Genomic DNA, 20,817 nt, shown 5'->3' with positions numbered 1-20,817 from the left:
GTCATGAAAAATCTGCGGCTCGGATGGCGGCTGCTGTCGCGGCATCCGCTGCATACCGCCGTCGAGCTGCTCGGCCTCGCGGTTGGCTTTGCGGTGTGCTTCGTGCTGCTGGGCTTTGTGTGGTATTCGTTCGGCTATGACCGCGACGTGCCGCAACGCGAGCAGGTATTCGTCATCAAGCACCGGCTCAATTTCATTCCGCAGCCGCAGTGGATGGAGTACACGCCCTTCGCCATGCGCGCGGTGGCGCTGAACAGCGGCCTGCCGCTACAGGTCAGCGTCTGGTGGCCCAGCAAGGCCATGCTGCGACAGCAGGGCGGCGTGCGCGAGATCGAGGTGGTCACGGTCGACCCGGCGTTTGAGCAGATCGCCGGATTGCGGGCGCTGCGCGGCGATCTGCACCAGGCGCTGACGCAGCCGGATGGCCTGGCGTTGACGCGGCAGGCTGCCGTTCTGCTGCTCGGCACCGCCGACGCCTTGGGACACACGCTCACGCTCGCCAACCAGACCTTCCAGGTGCGGGCGATACTGCCGGACCGGCCAGCCAATAGCACCATGCCGTTCGGCGTGTTGGCCGGCATTGGCACGGCGCTGTGGACGGAGCAGGAACGGCAACAGGCGCTGTCCAACTGGATGGGCATCGCCGGCCGCATTTATGTGAAGACCGGCGCCAGCCCGCAGGCGCTGCAAAAAGTGCTGCAGGATGTGATCGACAAGGCGCCGTGGGACAATCTGGCCACGCCGGAGATGAAGGCGGCGCTGGGCGGACGCAAAATGGTGGACATCGGCCTTGGTTCGCTGGCCGACGCCTATTTCGACCGCAGCGTCGCCAACACCATGGGCAGCGGGCCGCGCGGCGATATACGCATGGTGCTGGCGCTTGGCCTGGCCGGCTTGCTGATCCTGCTGCTGGCGGTGATCAACTACGTCAACCTGGCGGCCGTGCGGACCGTGCGGCGCCAGCGCGAGATCGCTATGCGCCGCGTGCTGGGCGCCTCCACGCGCCAGTTGCTGGTGCAATTTATGGCCGAGGCCATGCTGTTGTCGCTGACGGCGGCCGAGCTGGGTGTCGTACTGGCGTGGCTGCTGCTGCCGCTGGGGTCCGAACTGCTGCAACGGCCGCTGGAGGGCGTGTTCACGCCGTGGTCGGCCGCCATCTGCCTGGCGTTCGGCGTGGTGGTAGGCGGCTTGGCCGGCGTGTATCCGGGCTGGCTGGCGCGCGGCGTGGACATGCGCGCCACGCTGGCGCAGCGCAGCGGCGAGACGGCTGGCGGCGCATGGCTGCGGCGCGCGCTGACGTCGGTGCAGTTTGCGGCCGCCATGGGCATGGGCAGCGTGGCGCTGGCGATCCTGTGGCAGACGCAGTTCGCCGCCAGCGCGTCGCCCGGCTTCGATCCGGCGCCGCTGCTGACGGCGGAGCTGCCGGAGGAGCTGACCTCGCCGGCCGCCCGCGCCTTCCGAGACGCCGTGGCGCAGTTGCCCGGCGTCGCCGGCGTGGCCGACAGCCGCGACCTGCCCGGCCGCGACGACCATACCGGCACGCGCGGCAGCACCACCGTGCAGCGCAATGACGGCAGCAGCGCCGGCATCGGTGTGCGCATGGTGGGGGCGTCATTTTTCCAGGTCTACGGCCTGCAGCCGCTGGCCGGGCGCTTGTTCGATCCGCGTATCGAGCAGGCGGGCGGCAAGGGGGAGGAAAGCGTGATGCTGAACCAGGCGGCGGTGCGTGCGCTTGGTTGGGTGTCGCCGCATGAGGCGGTGGGGCAGCGCATCAACGGCAGCCCGTATCGCATCGTCGGCGTGGCGCCGGACTTGCGCTGGGAGACCTTGCGCGATCCGGTGCAGCCGATCATGTATACGCTGTCGGACAGCAGCCGGCTGCTGACGGTGCGGGTACAGGCGGGTCGGGCCGGTGCGGTGGAGCAGGCCATGCTCGCCGTATGGCAGCGCTGCTTCCCTGCCCGTCCGCCGGTGATACGCCACGCGGCCAGTTACTACGCGCAGGCGTATGTGGACGATGTGCGGCTGGCGCACCTGCTGGCTTGTGCGACGGCGGTGGTGTTGACGCTGGCGGCGTTCGGCATCTATGTGCTGGCGGCGCACAGTGTGCAGCAGCGGGCGCGGGAAATCGTTTTGCGCAAGCTGCATGGCGCCGGCCGCGCGGCGATTGCGGTGCTGGTGGGGCGGGAATTTGTGCTGTTGACGGCGGTGGCGGCGGTGATCGCGCTGCCGCCGGCGTGGTTGGTGATAGCGCACTATCTGGCGCCGTTTGCCGAGCGTTCGCCGCTGGGCACATGGGCGCCGCTGGCGGCGCTGGCGCTGGCCCTGCTGGTGGCGGCGGCGGCCACCGGACGCCATACCTGGTCGGCGATGCGCCTCGCGCCCGCGCAGGCGTTGCGCCAATAAAAAAGGGCAGCCAGCGGCTGCCCTTTTGCGTTGCGTTCTATCGCTTAGTTACTGGTGACGACGGTGATGTCAAATACCAGCGTGGCGTTAGGCGGAATCGAAGTGGTGCCGGCCGCGCCGTATGCCTGATCAGGCGGGATAATCACGGTACGGCTGCCGCCGACCTGCATGCCGATCACCGCCGTGCTGAAACCTGGGATCACGCCGTTGCCGCCGACGGTGAAGCCCAGCGGAACGCCCTTGGTCAGGCTAGAATCAAATTGCGCGCCTTTGAAGTTGGGGCGCGTGCCGTCATACAGCCAACCGGTGTAGTTGACCGTGATCTGTTTGCCCGCCACGATGGCGGTGCCGGTACCAGGCGTATTGGCGACGACGGTGAGCACAGTTGGCGGCGGCTGGTTAGGAATGGTCACCTGCGGAATCACGTTCACCATCACGAAGTCGTACACCAGCGGCGAGTTGGCGGCGATGGCGGCGTAGATGCCTTGCGCGTCGCGCGTGTTGGCGCCGTAAGCCAGGTTGGCCGGCAGGATGGCGGTACGCTTGCCGCCGGCCTGCATGCCGAGCAGCGTCTGGTCCCAGCCCGGCAGTATTGCGCCCACGCCGACGGTGGCGGTGAAGGTGGAATTCGTGTCCACCGAGCTTTCCACTTTCTGGCCCTTGAAGTCGGACTTGGTCGAGTCATACAGATAGCCGACGTAGGTGAAGGTGACGATGTCACCCGCCGCCGCCGCGCGGCCGGTGCCGACGGCGGTTTCAGTCACCTTGTACGCTGGCTGAACAATGACAACCGGCTTGGGGGTTTTGTCTCCGCCGCCACCGCAGGCGGCCAATACCGCCGCGCAGACCGCGGCGGCGAAAAATTGCAACATCGCTTTCATATTTACCTTTGATCGATTCGGATATTCGGTAGTCCCGGCGCAGAAGTTTATCAGACGATCACCCTTCCACTCCCGGCACTACATTCAGTTACATCTTTTTGTCTTCAAATTTCCACTTGCGTGCCCAGTTCAATCACCCGGTTCGGCGGAATCTGGTAGTAGTCGGCGGCGCCGCGCGCATTGCGCGACATGGTCACGAACAGGTGCTCGCGCCACGTCGCCATGCCGGAACCCGGCGTGGAAATCACCGTCTGGCGGGCGATGAAGAACGACGTCTCCATCATCTCGAACGGCAGGCCCAGACATTCGCATAGCGCCAGCACCTTCGGAATATCCGGTTCGTCCTTGAAGCCATAGTAGACGTTGAGCTGGTAGCACTGGTGGCCCAGGTCCGTCACCTTGACCTGCTCGTCCTCCGGCACCCACGGTTCCTCCACCACGTGCACGGTGAAGAACACTACCCGCTCATGCAGCACCTTGTTGTGCGACAGGTTGTGCAGCAGCGCGTGCGGCACGCCGTCGCTCTCGCCGCGCAGGAAGATGGCGGTGCCGTAGACGCGCGTCGGCGGCGCCACGAACAGCGAGGACAGGAAGTCCTCCAGCGGAATCGCGTGCTTCTGCAGGTTTTCGAACACCAGCTCGCGGCCGCGCTTCCAGGTCAGCATCACGGTGAACAGGATCACGCCCAGCAGCAGCGGGAACCAGCCGCCGTGGAACAGCTTCAGCGTGCTGGCCGAGAACAGGGCGACGTCGATCGCGATGAAGAAGCCGGTGGCGCCGAGGCACAGCGCCAGCGGCAGGTGCCAGCGGTAGCGGATCACGAAGAAGGTCAGGAAGGTGGTGGCCAGCATGGTGGCGGTCACCGCGATACCGTAGGCGCCGGCCAGCTTGTCGGACGAACCGAAGCCGATCACCGCCAGCAGCACCACGATCATCTGCAGCCAGTTCACCGACGGGATGTAGATCTGGCCGATCTCGCTGGCCGAGGTGTGCAGGATGCGCATGCGCGGCAGCAGGCCGAGGGCGATGGCCTGCTTGGTCATCGAGAAGGTGCCGGAAATGGTGGCCTGCGAGGCGATCACCGCCGCCAGCGTCGACAGCACCACCAGCGGGTACACGCTCCACGCGCCCAGCTGCTGGAAGAACGGGTTGGAAATCGCGTCCGGATGCAGCAGCAGCAGCGCGCCCTGGCCCAGGTAGTTCAGCGCCAGCGCCGGGAACACGATCATGAACCAGGCGGCGCGGATCGGCTTCTTGCCGAAGTGGCCCATGTCCGCGTACAGCGCCTCGGCGCCGGTCAGCGCCAGCACCACCGCGCCCAGCGCGACGAAGGCGATGCCGCGGTTCTCGTACATGAAACGCAGCGCATACAGCGGGTTGAGCGCGTACAGGATTTCGGGCGCCTCGACGATGTTGATCAGGCCCATGACGGCCAGCGCGGCAAACCAGACCACCATGATCGGGCCGAAGAAGCGGCCGATGCCGGCGGTGCCGTGGCGCTGCAGCGCGTACAGCGTGATCAGCACGATGATGGTCAGCGGCACGATGTACTGTTCCAGCCCCGGCGCGGCCACTTCCAGGCCCTCGATCGCGCCCAGCACCGAAATGGCCGGGGTGATCACCGAGTCGCCATAGAACATGGTGGCGCCGAACACGCCGAGCAGCATCAGCGGGTAGTGCCAGCGCGGCGCCGCCTTGGTCACCGAATTGAGCGCCAGCGCCATCAGCGCCATGATGCCGCCCTCGCCGCGGTTGTCGGCGCGCAGCACCAGCGTGACGTACTTGAGCGAGACGATGATGGTCAGGCCCCAGAAAATCAGCGAAATGATGCCCAGCAGATTGGCCTCGCTCAGCGCCAGGCCGTGCTCGGGATCGAAGATGGTCTTGAGGGTGTAGAGGGGGCTGGTACCGATGTCGCCATAGACAATGCCGACAGCCGCCAGCGTGAGTGCCGCGAGACTGCTTTTCTTGTGTTGCTCGGTCAAGATTGCACCTGTTGTTGTTTTGGTGCATTGCACAATAGGTCAAGACTTTGCAAAAGGCAAGGAGATTTTGGCATAGAAAAACGTTCAAAACGGTCAATACCGAGAGTGTACTCCCCCACCGGGGTCAGTGCCGACATTCGGACATTGAGTCGCGCGCGACCCAATGTCCGAATGTCGGCACTGACCCCGGTTTGCGGAATGGGCGATAATGCCAGACCGTCCACACCGTTTGGCAGATCCGCTCGATGAATTCAGGTATTTTGTACGCCACCCTGGCGTTTTTCTGCTGGGGCCTGTTCCCGTTGTATTTTCACGCCATCGACGAGGTGCCGCCGCAGGAAATCCTGGCCCATCGCATGTTGTGGTCGCTGCTGTTCCTGGTCATCGTGCTGACCGTGCGCCGGCAGTGGAAGTGGCTGCCGGCCGTGGCGCGCCAGCCGCGCATCCTCGCCAGTTTCGTCGCCAGCGCGCTGCTGCTGACCGCCAACTGGTTCCTCTACATCTGGTCGGTCAACAACGGCCACGTCATCGACGCCAGCCTCGGCTACTTCATCAATCCGCTGATCAACGTGCTGCTGGGCCTGGTGGTGCTGAAGGAAAAACTGCGCCGCGGCCAGTGGCTCGCCATGGCCATCGCCGCCGCCGGCGTCGCCTGGCTGACCTGGCAGGCTGGCCAGTTGCCGTGGATTGCCTTGATTTTAGGCATCACTTTCGGCGGCTACGGCCTGCTGCGCAAGACCGCCGCGCTGGCCGCGCTGGAGGGCCTGTCGCTGGAAACCATGATCCTGTTCCCGCTGGCGCTGGCCTACGTGCTGTGGCTGAGCTGGCACGGCCACAACACCTTCCTCAACAGGCCGCACGACAGCACCCGCCTGCTGCTGGCCGCCGCCGGCCCGATCACGGCAATTCCGCTGCTGCTGTTCGCCGCCGGCGCGCGCAAGATCCCGATGGCGGTGCTGGGCCTGCTGCAGTACCTGTCGCCGACCATGCAGGCGCTGCTGGGCGTGTGGGTGTTCCACGAGGCCTTCCCGGCCGCGCGGCTGGCCGGCTTCCTGATCATCTGGACAGCGCTGATCCTGTACGTGGTGGAGGGACTGTGGGTTAACCGGCGCAATAACCCGATCGCCTGACGCCAGCGCATGCCGGCTGGTCTACAATTGGCCGATTTTCCACACAGTACGTACAAAGCAAAGGGCTTGCGGCATGCGACACTACCTTCTTCCCGTTCTCCTCTCCACCGCCCTGGCCGCGCAGGCCGCCAGCGCGCCGGCGCCGGACGCATCGATGGTCCAGCTCGGCAGCGACATTCCGGCCAAATGGCAGGCGCCGGACGTCGGCCGCGACTACCTCAAGCAGGTGGTGGAGATCCCCATGCGCGACGGCGTCAAGCTGCACACCGTGATCCTGATCCCGAAGAACGCCAGCAAGCTGCCAATGCTGCTCGAACGCACGCCGTATGAAGCCGACCGCATCAAGGACGGCAAGCTGAACCTGCGCGACAGCGTCGGCTCGCTGAACCGCGAGTGGGTGGATGACGGCTACATCCTGGTGTTCCAGGACATCCGCGGCAAATACGGCTCCGAGGGCAAGTATGTGATGACCCGTCCGCCGATCGGCCCGCTCAATCCGACCAAGACCGACGACACCACCGACGCCTGGGACACCATCGACTGGCTGGTGAAAAACGTCAAGCAAAGCAACCAGCGGGTGGGCATGATCGGCTCCTCCTACGACGGCTGGACCGTCACCATGGCCCTGCTCGATCCGCACCCGGCGCTGAAGGTGGCGGCGCCGCAAAGCCCGATGGTCGACGGCTGGATGGGCGACGACTGGTTCCACTACGGCGCCTTCCGCCAGCTCAACCTGGACTATTTCACCGGCCAGACCACCAAGACCGGCGCCGGCGCGCCGATGTTGCGCCCCGGCACCGACGATTACCAGACCTTCCTCGACGCCGGCACCGCTGGCAACATGGCCAGGAAGAACGGCCTGGAACAGCTGGGCTTCTGGAACCGCCTGGCGGCCCACCCGGCCTATGACGCCTTCTGGCAATTGCAGGCGGTGGACAAGATGATGGCGGCCAAGCCGTCCAACGTGCCGACCATGTGGCTGCAGGGCCTGTGGGACCAGGAGGACATCTACGGCGCCGTGATTGCCTGGGAAGCGCTGAAGGCCAAGGGCAAGGCCGGCAACAACCACCTGGTGATGGGGCCGTGGTACCACAGCCAGATCAACCGCTCGGCCGAGCGCCTCGGCCCGTTCAAGTGGAACGGCGACACCGCCGCCGATTTCCGCCGCGACGTGCTGATCCCGTTCTTCAACACCTACCTGAAGGACCGCACGCCAGCCGAGCCGCTGGCGCCGGTGATGATCTTCAACGCCGCCGAGAAGCACTGGGACAAGTTTGCCGACTGGCCGGGCACCACCCAGCTGACGCCGCTGTACCTGCAGGCCGGCAACGGCCTGGCCTTCCAGCCGGCCGCCGCCGGCGAGGACAGCTATGTGTCCGATCCGGCCAAGCCGGTGCCGTTCCTGCCGCCGCCGGTCAGCTTCGCCGACCACGAGCGCTGGACCACCTGGCTGCTGCAGGACCAGCGCGCGGTCGGCACCCGCACCGACGTGCTGTCCTACCAGACGCCGGTGCTGACCGCGCCGGTGACGCTGCAAGGCGCGCCGGTGGCCGACATCTTCGCCAAGACCAGCGGCACCGATGGCGACTTCGTGGTCAAGCTGATCGACGTGTTCCCGCCGTTCGTCGCCGAGCAGCCGGAACTGGGCGGCTACCAGCTGGCGATCAGCCTGGACATCTTCCGCGGCCGCTACCGCCAGAGCTTCGAGCACCCGTCGCCGATTCCGGCCGGCGAGACGCAGGAATACAAGTTCCGCCTGCCGACCGTCAACTACGTGTTCAAGCCGGGCCACCGCATCATGGTGCAGATCCAGTCGTCGCTGTTCCCGCTGTACGACCGCAACCCGCAGACCTACGTGCCGAACATCTTCTTCGCCAAGCCGGAAGATTTCCAGAAAGCGACGATTTCGGTCCAGCGCGGCGCGGCCGGCGCCAGCTCGGTGCTGCTGCCGGTGGTGCCGGCCAGCACGGCCCTGAAATAAACCGGTGCGGCGATGGCGTCGGCGCGCCGCGCGGCGCCGCGACGCGCCTATAATGCACGCCATCGCCTGTAAAATGCACCTTGTTTATTTTTTTAGAAAGCCTCAGTAAATGGCCAATTACGTCTACACCATGAACCGCGTGGGCAAAATCGTCCCGCCCAAGCGCCAGATCCTGAAAGATATTTCGCTGTCCTTCTTCCCGGGCGCCAAGATCGGCGTGCTGGGCCTGAACGGTTCCGGCAAGTCCAGCCTGCTGAAAATCATGGCCGGCATCGACACCGACATCCAGGGCGAAGCGCGCCCGATGCCGGGGCTGAACATCGGTTACCTGCCGCAGGAACCGCAGCTGGATCCGGAAAAAACCGTGCGCCAGGAAGTGGAATCGGGCCTGGGCGAAGCATTCGAGGCGCAAGCCAAGCTGGAGGCCGTGTACGCCGCCTACGCCGATGAAAACGCCGACTTCGACGCCCTGGCAAAGGAGCAGGAGCGGCTGGAAGCCATCATCGCCGCCGCCGACGGCGGCAACCTGAACCTGCAACTGGAAATGGCCGCCGACGCGCTGCGCCTGCCGCCATGGGACGCCAAGATCGGCGTGCTGTCGGGCGGTGAAAAGCGCCGCGTGGCGCTGTGCAAGCTGCTGCTGTCCAAGCCGGACATGCTGCTGCTGGACGAACCAACCAACCACCTGGACGCCGAGTCGGTCGAATGGCTGGAGCAGTTCCTGGTGCGCTTCCCGGGCACCGTGGTCGGCATCACCCACGACCGCTACTTCCTCGACAACGCCGCCGAGTGGATCCTGGAACTGGACCGCGGCCATGGCATTCCCTGGAAAGGCAACTACTCGTCGTGGCTGGACCAGAAACAGGCCCGCCTGAAGCAGGAAGAGGCGACCGAATCGGCGCGCCAGAAGGCGCTGGCCAAGGAACTGGAATGGTCGCGCCAGAATCCGAAGGCGCGCCAGGCCAAGTCCAAGGCCCGCCTGGCCCGCTTCAACGAGCTGAGCGAATACGAATACCAGAAGCGCAACGAGACGCAGGAGATCTTCATTCCCGTGGCCGAGCGCCTGGGCAACGAAGTGATCGAATTCAAGAACGTGTCCAAGGGCTTTGGCGACCGCCTGCTGCTGGACAACGTGTCGTTCACGATTCCGCCGGGCGCCATCGTCGGCATCATCGGCCCGAACGGCGCCGGTAAATCAACGCTGTTCAAGATGATCGCCGGCCTGGATACGCCGGACAGCGGCGAGGTGGTGATCGGCAAGACCGCGAAAATCTCGCTGGTCGACCAGAGCCGCGACAAGCTGTCGGACGCCAAGACCGTGTTCGAGGACGTGTCGGGCGGCGCCGACGTGCTGAGCGTGGGCCGCTTTGAAATGCCGTCGCGCGCCTACCTGGGCCGCTTCAACTTCAAGGGCGCCGACCAGCAGAAGGTGGTGGGCAACCTGTCCGGCGGCGAGCGCGGCCGCCTGCACCTGGCCAAGACGCTGCTCAAGGGCGGCAACGTGCTGCTGCTGGACGAACCGTCGAACGACCTGGACGTGGAAACCCTGCGCGCGCTGGAAGACGCGCTGCTGGAATTCGCCGGCTCGGTGATGGTGATCTCGCACGACCGCTGGTTCCTGGACCGCATCGCCACCCACATCCTGGCGTTTGAAGGCAACTCGCAGGTCACCTTCTTCGACGGCAACTACCAGGAATACGAAGCCGACAAGAAGAAGCGCCTGGGTGAAGAAGGCGCCAAGCCCAAGCGCATCCGCTACAAACCGCTGACCAACTGATCGGCGAAGTCAACCACCGTCGTTCCGGCGTACGCCGGAACCCATGGAACGTGTGCATGGCAAGAGGCACACTGCGCATGGATTCCGGCTTGCGCCGGAATGACGGACCAAACGTCAAAGGCCGGGCCTGCGTGAGCAGGTCCGGCCTTCTTACTTGAAGGGACTATACCGCGGAGCGCTTAGAAGTTGTAGCGCAGGCCGGCGGTGATGGCGCCGGCTTTGCGGCCGGTGTCGATGTCGTTCTTGCCGTAGTTTTCATACTCCAGCGAGACCTTCACGTTCTTGTTGATGGCGTATTCGCCACCCACCGATGCGTACAGGGCGGTTTTGTTGTCGCTGCCACTCACCGAGGCGATGCCCGAGGTGTTGACTTCGTTATGGTTGCGGGCCACACCCAGTTTGCCGAACACGGCAAAGTCGCGCGCCACTGGCCAGGTGCCTTTACCGGCAACGTAGTACGAGTGCGCGTCGGTGTTGATGCCGCCGGCGGCGCCATTCACCGAGTAGTTGTAGCTGCGTTTGCCGAAGTCGGTGTAGCCAGCTTCCACGGCCCAGGTGCTGTCGATGTTGTAGCCACCGTAGATTTTGCCACCGGCCTTGGTGCCGCTGTGGTTGTCGCCGCTGACGGCGCCAGCGCCGGCCGCGTCGAAGTCATAACGGCTGCCGACCACGCCGGCACCGATGTAGGCGGTGCCTGGCGCGTCTTGCGTGTTGGATTGGGCATAAGCTGCGGAGCCACCCAGGGCGGCGGCGGAAGCGACTAAGGCAAAGATAATTTTTTTCATGATTTTGATCTTTCAGCAAAATGGTTGAAGCGGGACTTGCTTGGGATCGCAGTTGCTATTGAATTGCGATGTGTCCAAGATAGCACTCCGACCAACTCCCGTCACGACCGAATTAGTAAGAAGTGTGACGAGATGTAAGCCAAACGATCATTGGCAAATTTCAAGATGCGCCAAACTTAAGACAAGCTTAAAATTCCTCCCAATCCGTTGTCGATTGCTTAACGGAGGCCCTGGGCGCGACCGGCCGGGACAGTTTGGGCGCCGCTTTGGCCGCCATTTTTGGCACGGCGCGGGCCGTCGGCCGCGCCGGGGCGGGGGCCGGGGCCGGGGCCGATGCCGATGCCCCCTGCGCCAGCCGGAACACGCTGACCAGTTCGGCCAGCTTGCGCGCCTGCTCCTGCATCGCCTCCGAGGCCGCCGCCGACTCCTCCACCAGCGCGGCGTTCTGCTGCGTCACCTGGTCCATCTGGACGATGGCCTGGTTGATCTGCTCGATGCCGGTGGTCTGCTCGTGGCTGGCGGCCTGGATGTCGGCCATGATGTCGGTCACGCGCTGGATGCTGGCGACGATCTCGCGCATCGTCACGCCGGCCTGGTCCACCTGGCGGGCACCGTCGCCCACCTTGCCGACCGAATCGTCGATCAGCTGCTTGATCTCCTTGGCCGCCGCCGCCGAGCGCTGCGCCAGCGTGCGCACCTCGGACGCCACCACCGCGAAGCCGCGCCCCTGTTCACCGGCGCGGGCCGCCTCCACCGCCGCGTTCAGCGCCAGGATGTTGGTCTGGAAAGCGATGCCGTCGATGGTGCCGATGATGTCGGCCATCTTGCCGGACGAGGCGTTGATCGCGCCCATGGTGCCGATCACCTCGTCCACCATGGCGCCGCCCTTCTGCGCCACCGTCGACGCCGACCGCGCCAGCTCGTTGGCCTGGCGCGCGTGGTCGGCGTTGGCCTTGACGGTCGAGGTCAGCTGTTCCATCGACGACGCGGTTTCCTCCAGCGCGCCGGCCTGCTGCTCGGTGCGGGCCGACAGGTCCTGCGTGCCGCTGGCGATCTGCGCCGAGGCGGTGGCGATGGTGTCGGTGCCGCTGCGCACCTGGCCGACGATGCCGCCCAGGCTGTCGCGCATGGCCTTCATCGCGTACAGCACGCTGCGGTTGTCGTCGTGCCGGACGGTGACGTCGACGGTCAGGTCGCCGCCGGCGATCTTGCCGGCCACGGCCGCCACGGCCGCTGGTTCGCCGCCCAGCTGGCGCGTCAGCGCGCGCGTGATCAGCGCCCCCAACAGCAGCCCGGCTGCCAGGCTGCCCAGCACCAGCACGATCATCAGCGTCAGGCTGAAATGGTAGAGCTGGGCTGTGTCCTGGGCCTTGGCGGCGGCGCGCGCCTCCTTCAGATCGGTCATGCCGTCGAACAGCTTGTCCAGGTTGTCGGCCTGGGCGCGCGCCAGCGTGTGGGCGCGGTTGGTGTCGTCGGCGCGCTGCGCCAGCGGCTCACGCTCGGCCAGGTCCAGCGCGGCGCCGATCACGCGCCGGTACTCGGCGGCCGGCGCCGTGTATTCGCTGAGCAGGCGCTGGCCCTCGGCCGACACGAACAGCGGCTTGGCCTTGGCCAGGTAGTCGTCCATGGCGTCCAGGTACTTGCCAACGTCGGCGCGCACGCGCGCCCGCTCCTCGGCGGAGGTGGCGGCAAGGAAGGTGGTGCGCGCGCGGCCGGCGTAGATCAGGTTGATGTTGGCCTCCTTGATGTACGACAGGCCGAGCAGGTCTTCCCGGTACATGGCGTCGGCAGCACTGTTGAGCTTGCTCATGCTGACGATGCCGATGCAGGCGACGATGGCGCCGACCACCGCCACCAAACTGAAGCCGCTGATGAGTTTGGTACCGACTTTCATCTTGCTAAACATAGAGCCTCCCACGGTGAGGAAACTACGATAGCAGTAGCGCCGGCCGGCGCCGCGGCGCACACGCAACACTTAGCGGATCAGGCGGAAAGTCAGGTTGACGCGCGGCCCGCGCGGCGTGCGTTCCTTGTTGATGCCGTGCAGCCAGTGCCGCTGCAGCGCGCCCGCCATCAGCAGCAGGCAGCCGTCGCCCAGCGCCAGCTTGACCGTCTTCGGCAGCGCGCGGTGCTTGAGGATGAAGGTGCGCGGCGCGCCAAAGCTGACCGAGGCGATGGCCGGCTCGGGGCCGAGTTCGCGTTCATCGTCGGCATGGAAGCCCATGCTGTCGCGCTCGTCACGGTAATAGTTGAGCAGCACGCTGTTGAAGCGCCGCCCGGTGACGCGCTCGACCGCCTGCTTGATGTGCAACTGCAGCGGCGTGAACGGCAGCGGGTGGAAGGTCTTGCCGGAATAGCGGTAGCTGGCCTCGCCATGCCAGGCCGACAGGCGCGGCTGCATGTGCAGCTTGCCCCACACCTGGATCTCCTCCGCGCGCCACGGGGTTTCGGCCAGCAGGCGGCGCATCACCTCGTCCGGCGCCAGGTCCAGCGGCAGGCGCGGCTGGAACCACAGTTCGCCATCGTCGATGGGGATGGGGGTCAGGCTGGTGTCGTCGGCAAATAAGTCCATGCGCGGTATGATACCGGCACCTCGCAGACAAGGAGTTTTCCGCATGAACAAACGCCAGTTCCTGGGCACGGCCGCGCTGGCCGGCGTGTCCGCCACCCTCAGCCTGCCGGCGCGCGCCGCCGCCGGCGACGGCCCCACCCTGCTGACCGTGACTGGCGCGATCAGCAAGCCCAACCGGGGCAAGCTGGACCCGGTGCGCGACCAGATGATGTACAAGCAAAAGCTCAGCTTCGAGCGCGCCCACGCCTTCGATTACGCCGCGCTGAGCGCGCTGCCGGCTGTGACCATCAAGCCGACGCTGGAATATGACGCCAGGCCGCACACGTTGAGCGGCCCGCTGCTGCTGGAGGTGGTGAAGGCGGCCGGCGCCAGCCTCAACGGCAACACGCGGCTGGTGCTGCGCGCCATCGACGGCTTCGCGGCCACGGTGACGGTGGCGCAGGCGACCGCGCAGCGCTACATCGTGGCCACCCATCTGGACGGCGCGCCGATGGCGCTGGGCGGCCTGGGCCCGTTGTGGGCGGTGTACGACGCCGACAAGGTCCCCGACATGGCAGCCAAGCCGTTAGCGGACCGCTTCGGCTTGTGCCCGTGGGGCCTGTATCACATCGACGTGCAAGCCTGATCAGGCGTAGGCTTCGGCCAGGCTCATGACGCGCGGCGTGATGGTGATGCCGATGCCGCCGAACAGCGCGGTGATGGCCGCCATGTTGGCTTCCTGTTCTTCGGCCTTCCAGCCCTCGAACAGGTCGGTGCCGGGTTTCTGGAAGTGCAGGTCCAGCACCTTGCCGCGGTCCTTGTGGGTGTAGCCGCCGCTGTAGGTCTGCTTGAAGCCGAGCGCGGCCAGCTGGGCCAGCACTTCGGTGGGAGGATTGTCCGGATCGGTGGCCAGGAACACGCCAAAGGTCTTGCCTGGCGGTTTGGCGGCGATGTCTACGTCGTAAATGCCAGGCGCTTTCGTGACGGTCGTACTTTTCAGAAATAACATGTTCTTACCCCTACTATCCAAATTGGCGCCGGTTAGCTTGCAGATTGATTCTTGTAGAAAACATTCTAAGAAACAAGCTTATTGCTAATTGCCCGGTTTGTCGACTGATCCGCCACTTATTTTGTGAAATCGTGTCATTAAAACTGCAACGGCCTTGTCTCGGACAAACCGGCTTGCTACTTAGAATATAGTTGTTAAGTAGTAATTTGCAAGAAGATACGCGACGTAGCGCTATTTCAGCGCCTTGCGGCGCGCCAGCGCCGTGGTGGGCGCAACCAGCGCCTGATACAACGCGCCGGTGTCGGCGTCCCATTGCGTGACCGCCTGCCGCTGGCGCGCCACCGTGGCCAGGTCGCCGCGCGCGATCGGCCCGCTCAGCGCCGCCGCCGCGCCAAGCCGGAATACATTCGCCATCGACTCGCTGGCCAGCGGCTGCGCCAGCTGGCGCGCCACCGGCTCGGGAATGCCGGCCGCCTGGTAGGCGCGCAGCGCGGCGTCCAGCACCGTCACCAGGTAATTACTGGCGAACACCGCCGCCGCGTGGTAGACCGTCTTGGCGGCGGCATCGATCGGCACCGGTTGCGCGCCGATGGCCTGCAATGCCGGCGTCAGCACCGCCAGCGCGCCAGCGTCGCCCTCGATGCCGCAGAAGGTGCCGGCAAAGTGCGCCGCCACCGCCGCCGGATCGGCAAAGCTGCGGATCGGATGGACGCTGGCCACCAGCGCGCCGGCCGCGCGCGCGGCCGCCAGCTGGTCCGAGGCCAGCGCGCCGCTGCAGTGGAACACGATGCTGCCCGCCAGCGGCACCGCGCGCGCCAGCGCCGCGGCCGCGGCGACGATCTGGTCGTCGCCGACCGCCAGCACGTGCACCTCGGCCGGCTGTAGCTGCTCGTAGGCCGTGGCCACGGCGCCGGCGCCGATGAAGTCCACCGCCTGCCGCGCCGATGCCTGTGAGCGCGTCAGCACCTGCTGGATGACAAAGCCGTCCTGCCGCGCCAGCAGCCGCCCCAGCACGCGGCCGACGTGGCCGGCGCCGATCAGGTTGAGCGTGGTCGCCATCAGAACCGCGCCCCCGGCTGCTGGAGGAACTCCGCCTCGGCCGGCGTCGACGCCCGTTGCAGGATGTCGTTACGGTGCGGGAAACGGCCGAAGCGGCGGATCACCGCGTGGTGCTTGATGGCGTAATCCAGCATGCCGGCGATGCCCTTGTCGCCCGGCGCCGCCTCGGCCAGGCGCGTGAACAGATCGACCGAGCGCTCCTGCATGGCGAGATCCTCGGCATGCTCCAGCGGCAGGTAGACGAAGGCGCGCTGGTACGGCCCCAGCGCCTGGTCCTCGCCGGCGTCGATCATGTCCAGCGCGGCCTGCAAGGCCTGGTGGTCGCCGGCGAAGGCCAGCGCGCTGCCGCGATGGACGTTGCGGCAGAACTGGTCCAGCACCAGGATGCGCGCCAGCGCGCCATGCGGGCCGTCGGCGTCCCAGTGATGCAGGCCGCCTTCCAGCGCCTGCGCGATGTCGTCGCCGAAGCGTTGCGCGATCTCGCGGTCGAAGGCGTCGTCCTTCCTGAACCATTCCTTGCGCGGCAGCGCGCCGCCGAACCAGAAGTCGAGTACCGCCTGTGCCTGTGCATTCATATCAGTTGCGCGCGTGGGTCAGTTGAAAGCTGTGGATGCCCTCGAATTCGGCCAGTTCCGCCGACAGCACCGACATCGGCGCGCCACTGCGCTTGCTGAAGGCGATGGCGACGAAGCGCCACTCCTGCATGCCGTTCTCGCTGCCGATCATCAGCGAGCCGCCGGCGATTTCGTAGCCACGCTGCGCCGCCATGGTCCGCAACGCCTGCTCCTGCGGCTTGTAGCCGGTCTTGAAGCGCATGGTGATGGCGATGGCGTGGCGCGACGGCAGCCAGGCCTCCAGCCGCGTGAGGAAGATCATCGAGCAGGCGCACAGCAGGGCCAGGCCCATGGCACCGGCGTAAAAGCCCACGCCCACCATCACGCCGATCACCGACGAAGCCCAGATCGACGCCGCCGTGGTCAGGCCGCTGATGTTGAAGCCCTCGCGCATGATCACGCCGGCGCCGAGGAAGCCGATGCCGGTGACGATGCCCTGGACGATGCGGGTGGGGTCGGAGCTGATCAGGTACTGCGACACGTGGCCGCCGAACCAGTGCGCCGGATAGCCGCCGATCACCGTCAGGCCGGCGGAGGCCATGCACACCAGGCCATAGGTGCGCATACCGGCGGCGCGGCCGTGATACGAGCGCTCGTAGCCCACCATCAGCCCCAATGCCAGCGCGCCCAGCAGGTTCAGCAGGATCACCGCGTTGGTGGCCAGCTCGGAGTGCGACCAGTAGGCGGTGAGAAAATCGATGGCGGGCATGTTAAGCCTTATTTTTTAATGAGCTGCTTTTCGAAGGCGATATCCAGTTTGCTGACGCGCTTGGGCGCTTCCGGGGCGATGGTCTTGACGAAGGCCACGAAGTCGTCGAGCTCCAGCGGTGGGCACAGCGGCGGATTGCCGGCGCCGTCGGACAGGAAGAAGTGGCCGCTGCCGGTCACCGACATCGAGTATTTCTCATTGCCGGTGCGGCGCTTCAGGCGGTCCACCGCGGTGGTGGCTTTGGTGGCGCGTCCGCTCATATATTCTCCGTGCGTTTTTCCAGCCATGCCAGCGCGTCGCCGGACAGCAGCGGCGACAGGCGCTTGCGCACCGTCGCGTGATAGTCGTTGAGCCAGCGCTTTTCGTCGTCGCGCAGCAGCGTTGGTTCGATGCAGCGGCAGTCGATCGGGCACAGGGTCAGTGTTTCAAAATGGAGGAATTCGCCGAACTCGGTCTGGCCGGCGGCGCGGTTCAGCACCAGGTTCTCGATGCGGATGCCCCAGCGGCCCGGCCGGTACAGGCCCGGTTCGATCGAGGTGATCATGCCCGGCTCCATGGCGGTGTGCGGTTCCGGCATGGTGGACGGCGAGATCGATTGCGGCCCCTCGTGCACATTCAGGAAGTAGCCGACGCCATGGCCGGTGCCATGGCCGAAGTCCAGGCCCTCGGCCCACAGCGGCGCGCGGGCGATGGCGTCCAGCATCGGCGATTTGGTCCCGCGCGGGAAGCGGGCGGCCGACAAGGCGATCATCCCCTTCAGCACCAGCGTGAAATCGCGCCGGTGTTCGTCGGTGAGGCGGCCGACCGGCACCACGCGGGTGATGTCGGTGGTGCCGCCCAGGTACTGGCCGCCGGAGTCGATCAGCAGCAGGCCGTTGCCCTCGATGGTGGCGTGGCGCGCCTCGGTGGCGCGGTAATGCATGATGGCGCCGTTGGCGCCGAAGCCGGCGATGGTGGCGAAGCTGGGGCTGACGAAGCCGGGGCGGCGCGCGCGGGCGGCGGTGATGCGGCGGTCGATCTCCACCTCGGTCAGCGGTTCGCGGTCGGGATCGGACAGCGTCTGTTCCAGCCAGGCGAAGAATTCGCACAGCGCGGCGCCGTCCTGCTCCATGGTGGCGCGCACGTGGATGGCGTCCTGCTCGCTCTTGCGCGACTTGGCCAGCGTGGTCGGGTTGATCGCCTCCACCACCTTGACCCTGGCCGGCAGCCACTGGCGGGTGCCGTGGGTGACGCGGCGCGGGTCCAGCAGCAGCGTGGCGTCGGCCGGCAGCGCGGCCAGCGCGGCGGCGGCGGCATCGTACGGCGCCACGTCGATGCCCTCGTCGGCCAGCGTAGCGCGCAGCTCGGGCGAGATTTTGCCGTCGGCGACGTACAGCGTGGCGCGGGTGGGCGTGATCAGCGCATGGGCCAGGAAAATCGGATTGAAGTTGACGTCGGCGCCGCGCAGGTTGAATAAATAGGCGATATCGTCCAGCGTCGAGATCAGGTGGCGGTTGGCGCCGGCCTGCTGCATGGCGCCGCGCAGGTCGGCCAGCTTGCCGCTGCGGCTTTTCGATGCGTACGGCGGCAGATGCTCGACGATCGGCGCCGTCGGCAGCGCCGGGCGGTCTTGCCACACCTGGTCCAGCAGGTCGAGGTCGGTGCGCAGGGTGACGTCTTTGGCATCCAGCGCGGTGTGCAGCAGGCGGGCGATGGCCAGGCCGAGCACGGCGCCGTCGACGGCCAGCGTCTGGCCGGACTTGAGCTGGCTTGCCAGCCAGTCAACGTATTGGGTGCCGGCGCCGGAGGTCAGCTTCATCAGCTGGATGCCGGTTTCGGCCAGTTGCTGTTCGGCCTGGGTCCAGTAGCGGGCGTCGGTCCACAGGCCGGCGAAGCTTGGCGTGATGATCAGGGTGCCGACCGAGCCGGTGAACCCGGACGCCCATTCGCGTCCCTGCCAGCGCGCGGGCAGGTATTCGGACAGGTGCGGGTCTGCCGACGGGATCATCAGCGCTTCGATCTGCTGTTGACGCATCGCCGCCCGCAGCAGCGCCAGGCGCTCGGCGACTTGGGAGGGGTCTGGAGTATTCATGGGACGTTTTTCGATTGCTTGTCCCTATGATACCCCGATTGCCCATCCCTCCGCCAAGCGTCCGGGTCACACCACCGGGACGGTGCCGCCGTCGATGATGTATTCCTGCCCCGTCAGGCAAGCGGCCTGGTCGGAAGCAAGGAAAGCGATCAGGTCGGCCACCTCGCGCGGCTGGGCGGGACGGCCCAGCGGAATGCCGCCCAGGGCCTGCATGACGCTCTCGCGTGCTTCTTCATAGGTGATGGCGTTTTTGGCGGCGAGTTCGCCGAGGAAGGCGGTGGCCGCGCCGGTCTCGACCCAGCCCGGCGACACGCGCAGCACCCGCACGCCCCGGGAGGTGACTTCCTTCGACAAGCTCTTGCTGTAGGTGGACAGCGCCGCCTTGGCCGCCGCGTAGGCGGTGGTGGAAGCCGGCAATGGCAGGCGGCTCTGGATCGACGTCACGTGAATAATCACGCCGTGCCCCTGCGCCAGCATGCCCGGCAGCAGCGCTCGATCCAGGCGCACCGACGGCATCAGATTCAAATGCAACGCCCGCTCCCACTCCTGATCGTCCAGCACGGCGAAACCGCCGGCCGGCGCCGTCGATCCGCCGGCCACGTGCACGATGGCGTCCACGCCGCCGAGTTGCTGTTGCACCGCATCGGCCACCGCGGCGCAACCGGCCGCCGTGGTCAGGTCAGCAGCGACAAAGATCACCTCCGCCGGCAAGTCATCGGCCGGGCTGCGCGCGGTCGTCAACACGCGCGCACCGGCCGCGTGGAAACGGGCCACCACTTCGCGGCCCACGCCTTTGGTGCCGCCGGTCACCAGCACGCGCTGGCCTTGAAATTCATTCGACATATCGCCTCCTTGACAAGAAAGGCCCCATCATACGGCGGCGGATTATGATCTTAAATGGCTAAAAATGATATGCTCTTTGAACTATCAGTTCAGAATACATCATGAAAAGACCCTCCCTCGACGGTGTGCGCACCTTTTTAGCCGTGGCCGAGCATCGCAGTTTCAGCGCCGCCGCCGCCCAGTTGGGCATGACAACCACGGCGGTCAGCAAGACCATCAAGACGCTGGAGCAACGGCACGGGGTTATCTTGTTCAGGAGAACCACCCGCAGCGTGGCCTTAACGGAAGCGGGCGCGGAGTTATTCGCGCAGTTACGTTCAGCAACGTCGCAAATAGACGACGCCTTTTCCGCATTAAACGCGCATCGCGACAAACCGATCGGCACGTTGCGTCTGACGGCGCCCCGCGCCTTGGGCGGCCTGATATTGAAAACCCTGATTCCGGCATTTCATCGACGATACCCGGATATTCATGTCGATATTTCTCTCGACGATGGCGTCGTTGATTTGGTGGCCGCTGGCTATGACGCCGGTATTCGCCTTGGCCATGCGGTCGCCAAAGATATGGTCATGGTGCAATTAACGCCAGAATTAATATGGATGGTGGTGGGCTCGCCCGATTATTTCCGTGACGCCGGCAGACCAGCAACGCCGGATGATTTAATCCATCATCAAACCATACGCTACCGCTTTCCCAGTTCTGGCATATTACCCCGCTGGCGGTTTAAAGACCGCGAAGTGGAAACCCGGGGCGGATTAATCGTCAACGATACAACCTTGATTGCGGAATTCGCGCGCCAAGGGCTAGGATTGGCTTATCTTCCAGCAGTAGAAATTAAAAATGATTTACTGGCAGGGAGGCTGGAGAATATTCTGGCGGATGATATTCCGCGTACGTCGGGACTATACCTGTATTTCCCTGCTCGCACCCAGCAACAGCCCAAGCTACGGGTGCTGATCGACGCCGCTCGCGCCGGAAATTGGCTGGATCATGCCAATAATTAGCATGTCCAAAAC

At 65.7% G+C, this 20,817-nt stretch carries 18 protein-coding genes; 6 read left to right on the top strand and 12 right to left on the bottom strand.

The window, feature by feature from the left end; genetic code table 11:
• The first annotated feature begins 3 nt into the window (after positions 1–3).
• Positions 4–2,406, top strand: a complete 2,403-nt coding sequence (locus FHW58_RS20405; protein WP_179675014.1) for an ABC transporter permease — start codon at positions 4–6, stop codon at positions 2,404–2,406.
• A gap of 44 nt (positions 2,407–2,450) precedes the next feature.
• On the opposite strand, the gene FHW58_RS20400 is transcribed toward FHW58_RS20405, so the two are convergent.
• Positions 2,451–3,170, bottom strand: a complete 720-nt coding sequence (locus tag FHW58_RS20400; protein WP_373996714.1) for an FKBP-type peptidyl-prolyl cis-trans isomerase — start codon at positions 3,168–3,170, stop codon at positions 2,451–2,453.
• Positions 3,171–3,391: 221 nt separating this feature from the next.
• Positions 3,392–5,272, bottom strand: a complete 1,881-nt coding sequence (locus tag FHW58_RS20395; RefSeq protein WP_179675012.1) for a potassium transporter Kup — start codon at positions 5,270–5,272, stop codon at positions 3,392–3,394.
• 245 nt (positions 5,273–5,517) lie between these two features.
• Here FHW58_RS20395 and rarD point away from each other — a divergent pair, with 245 nt between their 5' ends.
• The 3 genes from rarD (at position 5,518) to ettA (ending at position 10,160) form a co-directional block, all read left to right on the top strand.
• A complete protein-coding gene (gene rarD, locus FHW58_RS20390) occupies positions 5,518–6,402 on the top strand; it encodes an EamA family transporter RarD (RefSeq protein WP_179675011.1) in 885 nt (294 codons plus the stop codon).
• Positions 6,403–6,475: 73 nt separating this feature from the next.
• The gene (locus FHW58_RS20385) at positions 6,476–8,383 is read left to right on the top strand and encodes a CocE/NonD family hydrolase (protein WP_179675010.1); all 1,908 of its coding nucleotides are present in this window, start codon (positions 6,476–6,478) and stop codon (positions 8,381–8,383) included.
• Positions 8,384–8,492: 109 nt separating this feature from the next.
• The gene (gene ettA / locus FHW58_RS20380; RefSeq protein ID WP_179675009.1) at positions 8,493–10,160 is read left to right on the top strand and encodes an energy-dependent translational throttle protein EttA; all 1,668 of its coding nucleotides are present in this window, start codon (positions 8,493–8,495) and stop codon (positions 10,158–10,160) included.
• 179 nt (positions 10,161–10,339) lie between these two features.
• On the opposite strand, the gene FHW58_RS20375 is transcribed toward ettA, so the two are convergent.
• The 3 genes from FHW58_RS20375 to FHW58_RS20365 all read right to left on the bottom strand — a co-directional run bounded on the left by FHW58_RS20375 (position 10,340) and on the right by FHW58_RS20365 (position 13,517).
• Positions 10,340–10,945: an outer membrane beta-barrel protein gene (locus tag FHW58_RS20375; protein ID WP_179675008.1), complete on the bottom strand. Its 606-nt coding sequence runs from the start codon at positions 10,943–10,945 to the stop codon at positions 10,340–10,342.
• 187 nt (positions 10,946–11,132) lie between these two features.
• Complete coding sequence (locus tag FHW58_RS27825; RefSeq protein ID WP_179675007.1) at positions 11,133–12,851, bottom strand: methyl-accepting chemotaxis protein; 1,719 nt, start codon at positions 12,849–12,851, stop codon at positions 11,133–11,135.
• 69 nt (positions 12,852–12,920) lie between these two features.
• Entirely contained in the window at positions 12,921–13,517 is a 597-nt protein-coding gene (locus FHW58_RS20365) for an alpha-ketoglutarate-dependent dioxygenase AlkB (RefSeq protein ID WP_179675006.1), read from the bottom strand.
• A 43-nt stretch (positions 13,518–13,560) separates the two neighbouring features.
• On the opposite strand from FHW58_RS20365, the gene FHW58_RS20360 reads away from it, so the two are divergent.
• On the top strand, positions 13,561–14,142 hold the full coding sequence (locus tag FHW58_RS20360; protein ID WP_179675005.1) for a molybdopterin-dependent oxidoreductase: 582 nt from the start codon (positions 13,561–13,563) through the stop codon (positions 14,140–14,142).
• Here FHW58_RS20360 and FHW58_RS20355 read toward each other — a convergent pair whose 3' ends face one another.
• The 7 genes from FHW58_RS20355 to FHW58_RS20325 form a co-directional block, all read right to left on the bottom strand.
• Positions 14,143–14,505, bottom strand: coding sequence for a hypothetical protein (locus tag FHW58_RS20355; RefSeq protein ID WP_179675004.1), 363 nt, complete (start codon positions 14,503–14,505; stop codon positions 14,143–14,145).
• Between the two features lie 231 nt (positions 14,506–14,736).
• Entirely contained in the window at positions 14,737–15,564 is an 828-nt protein-coding gene (locus FHW58_RS20350) for a Rossmann-like and DUF2520 domain-containing protein (protein ID WP_179675003.1), read from the bottom strand.
• A complete protein-coding gene (locus tag FHW58_RS20345) occupies positions 15,564–16,139 on the bottom strand; it encodes a DUF924 family protein (RefSeq protein WP_179675002.1) in 576 nt (191 codons plus the stop codon). The genes FHW58_RS20350 and FHW58_RS20345 overlap by 1 nt, the downstream gene beginning before the upstream one ends.
• Position 16,140: 1 nt before the next feature.
• Positions 16,141–16,887, bottom strand: a complete 747-nt coding sequence (locus FHW58_RS20340) for an MgtC/SapB family protein (protein ID WP_179675001.1) — start codon at positions 16,885–16,887, stop codon at positions 16,141–16,143.
• An 8-nt stretch (positions 16,888–16,895) separates the two neighbouring features.
• Positions 16,896–17,147: a hypothetical protein gene (locus FHW58_RS20335; protein WP_179675000.1), complete on the bottom strand. Its 252-nt coding sequence runs from the start codon at positions 17,145–17,147 to the stop codon at positions 16,896–16,898.
• On the bottom strand, positions 17,144–18,958 hold the full coding sequence (locus tag FHW58_RS20330; RefSeq protein ID WP_179674999.1) for an aminopeptidase P family protein: 1,815 nt from the start codon (positions 18,956–18,958) through the stop codon (positions 17,144–17,146). Before FHW58_RS20330 ends, FHW58_RS20335 begins: the two co-directional genes overlap by 4 nt.
• Positions 18,959–19,024: 66 nt before the next feature.
• Positions 19,025–19,801: an SDR family oxidoreductase gene (locus FHW58_RS20325; RefSeq protein WP_179674998.1), complete on the bottom strand. Its 777-nt coding sequence runs from the start codon at positions 19,799–19,801 to the stop codon at positions 19,025–19,027.
• A gap of 101 nt (positions 19,802–19,902) precedes the next feature.
• On the opposite strand from FHW58_RS20325, the gene FHW58_RS20320 reads away from it, so the two are divergent.
• Positions 19,903–20,805 carry a LysR family transcriptional regulator gene (locus tag FHW58_RS20320; protein ID WP_179674997.1) on the top strand — a complete coding sequence of 301 codons (903 nt, stop codon included), beginning with the start codon at positions 19,903–19,905 and terminating at the stop codon, positions 20,803–20,805.
• The last annotated feature ends 12 nt before the right edge of the window (positions 20,806–20,817 follow it).

This window comes from Duganella sp. 1224 (assembly GCF_013408245.1).
Lineage (GTDB): Bacteria > Pseudomonadota > Gammaproteobacteria > Burkholderiales > Burkholderiaceae_D > Rugamonas.
Note: the sequence above shows the minus strand (reverse complement) of the source record. Positions and strands in the feature narration are given on the sequence as shown.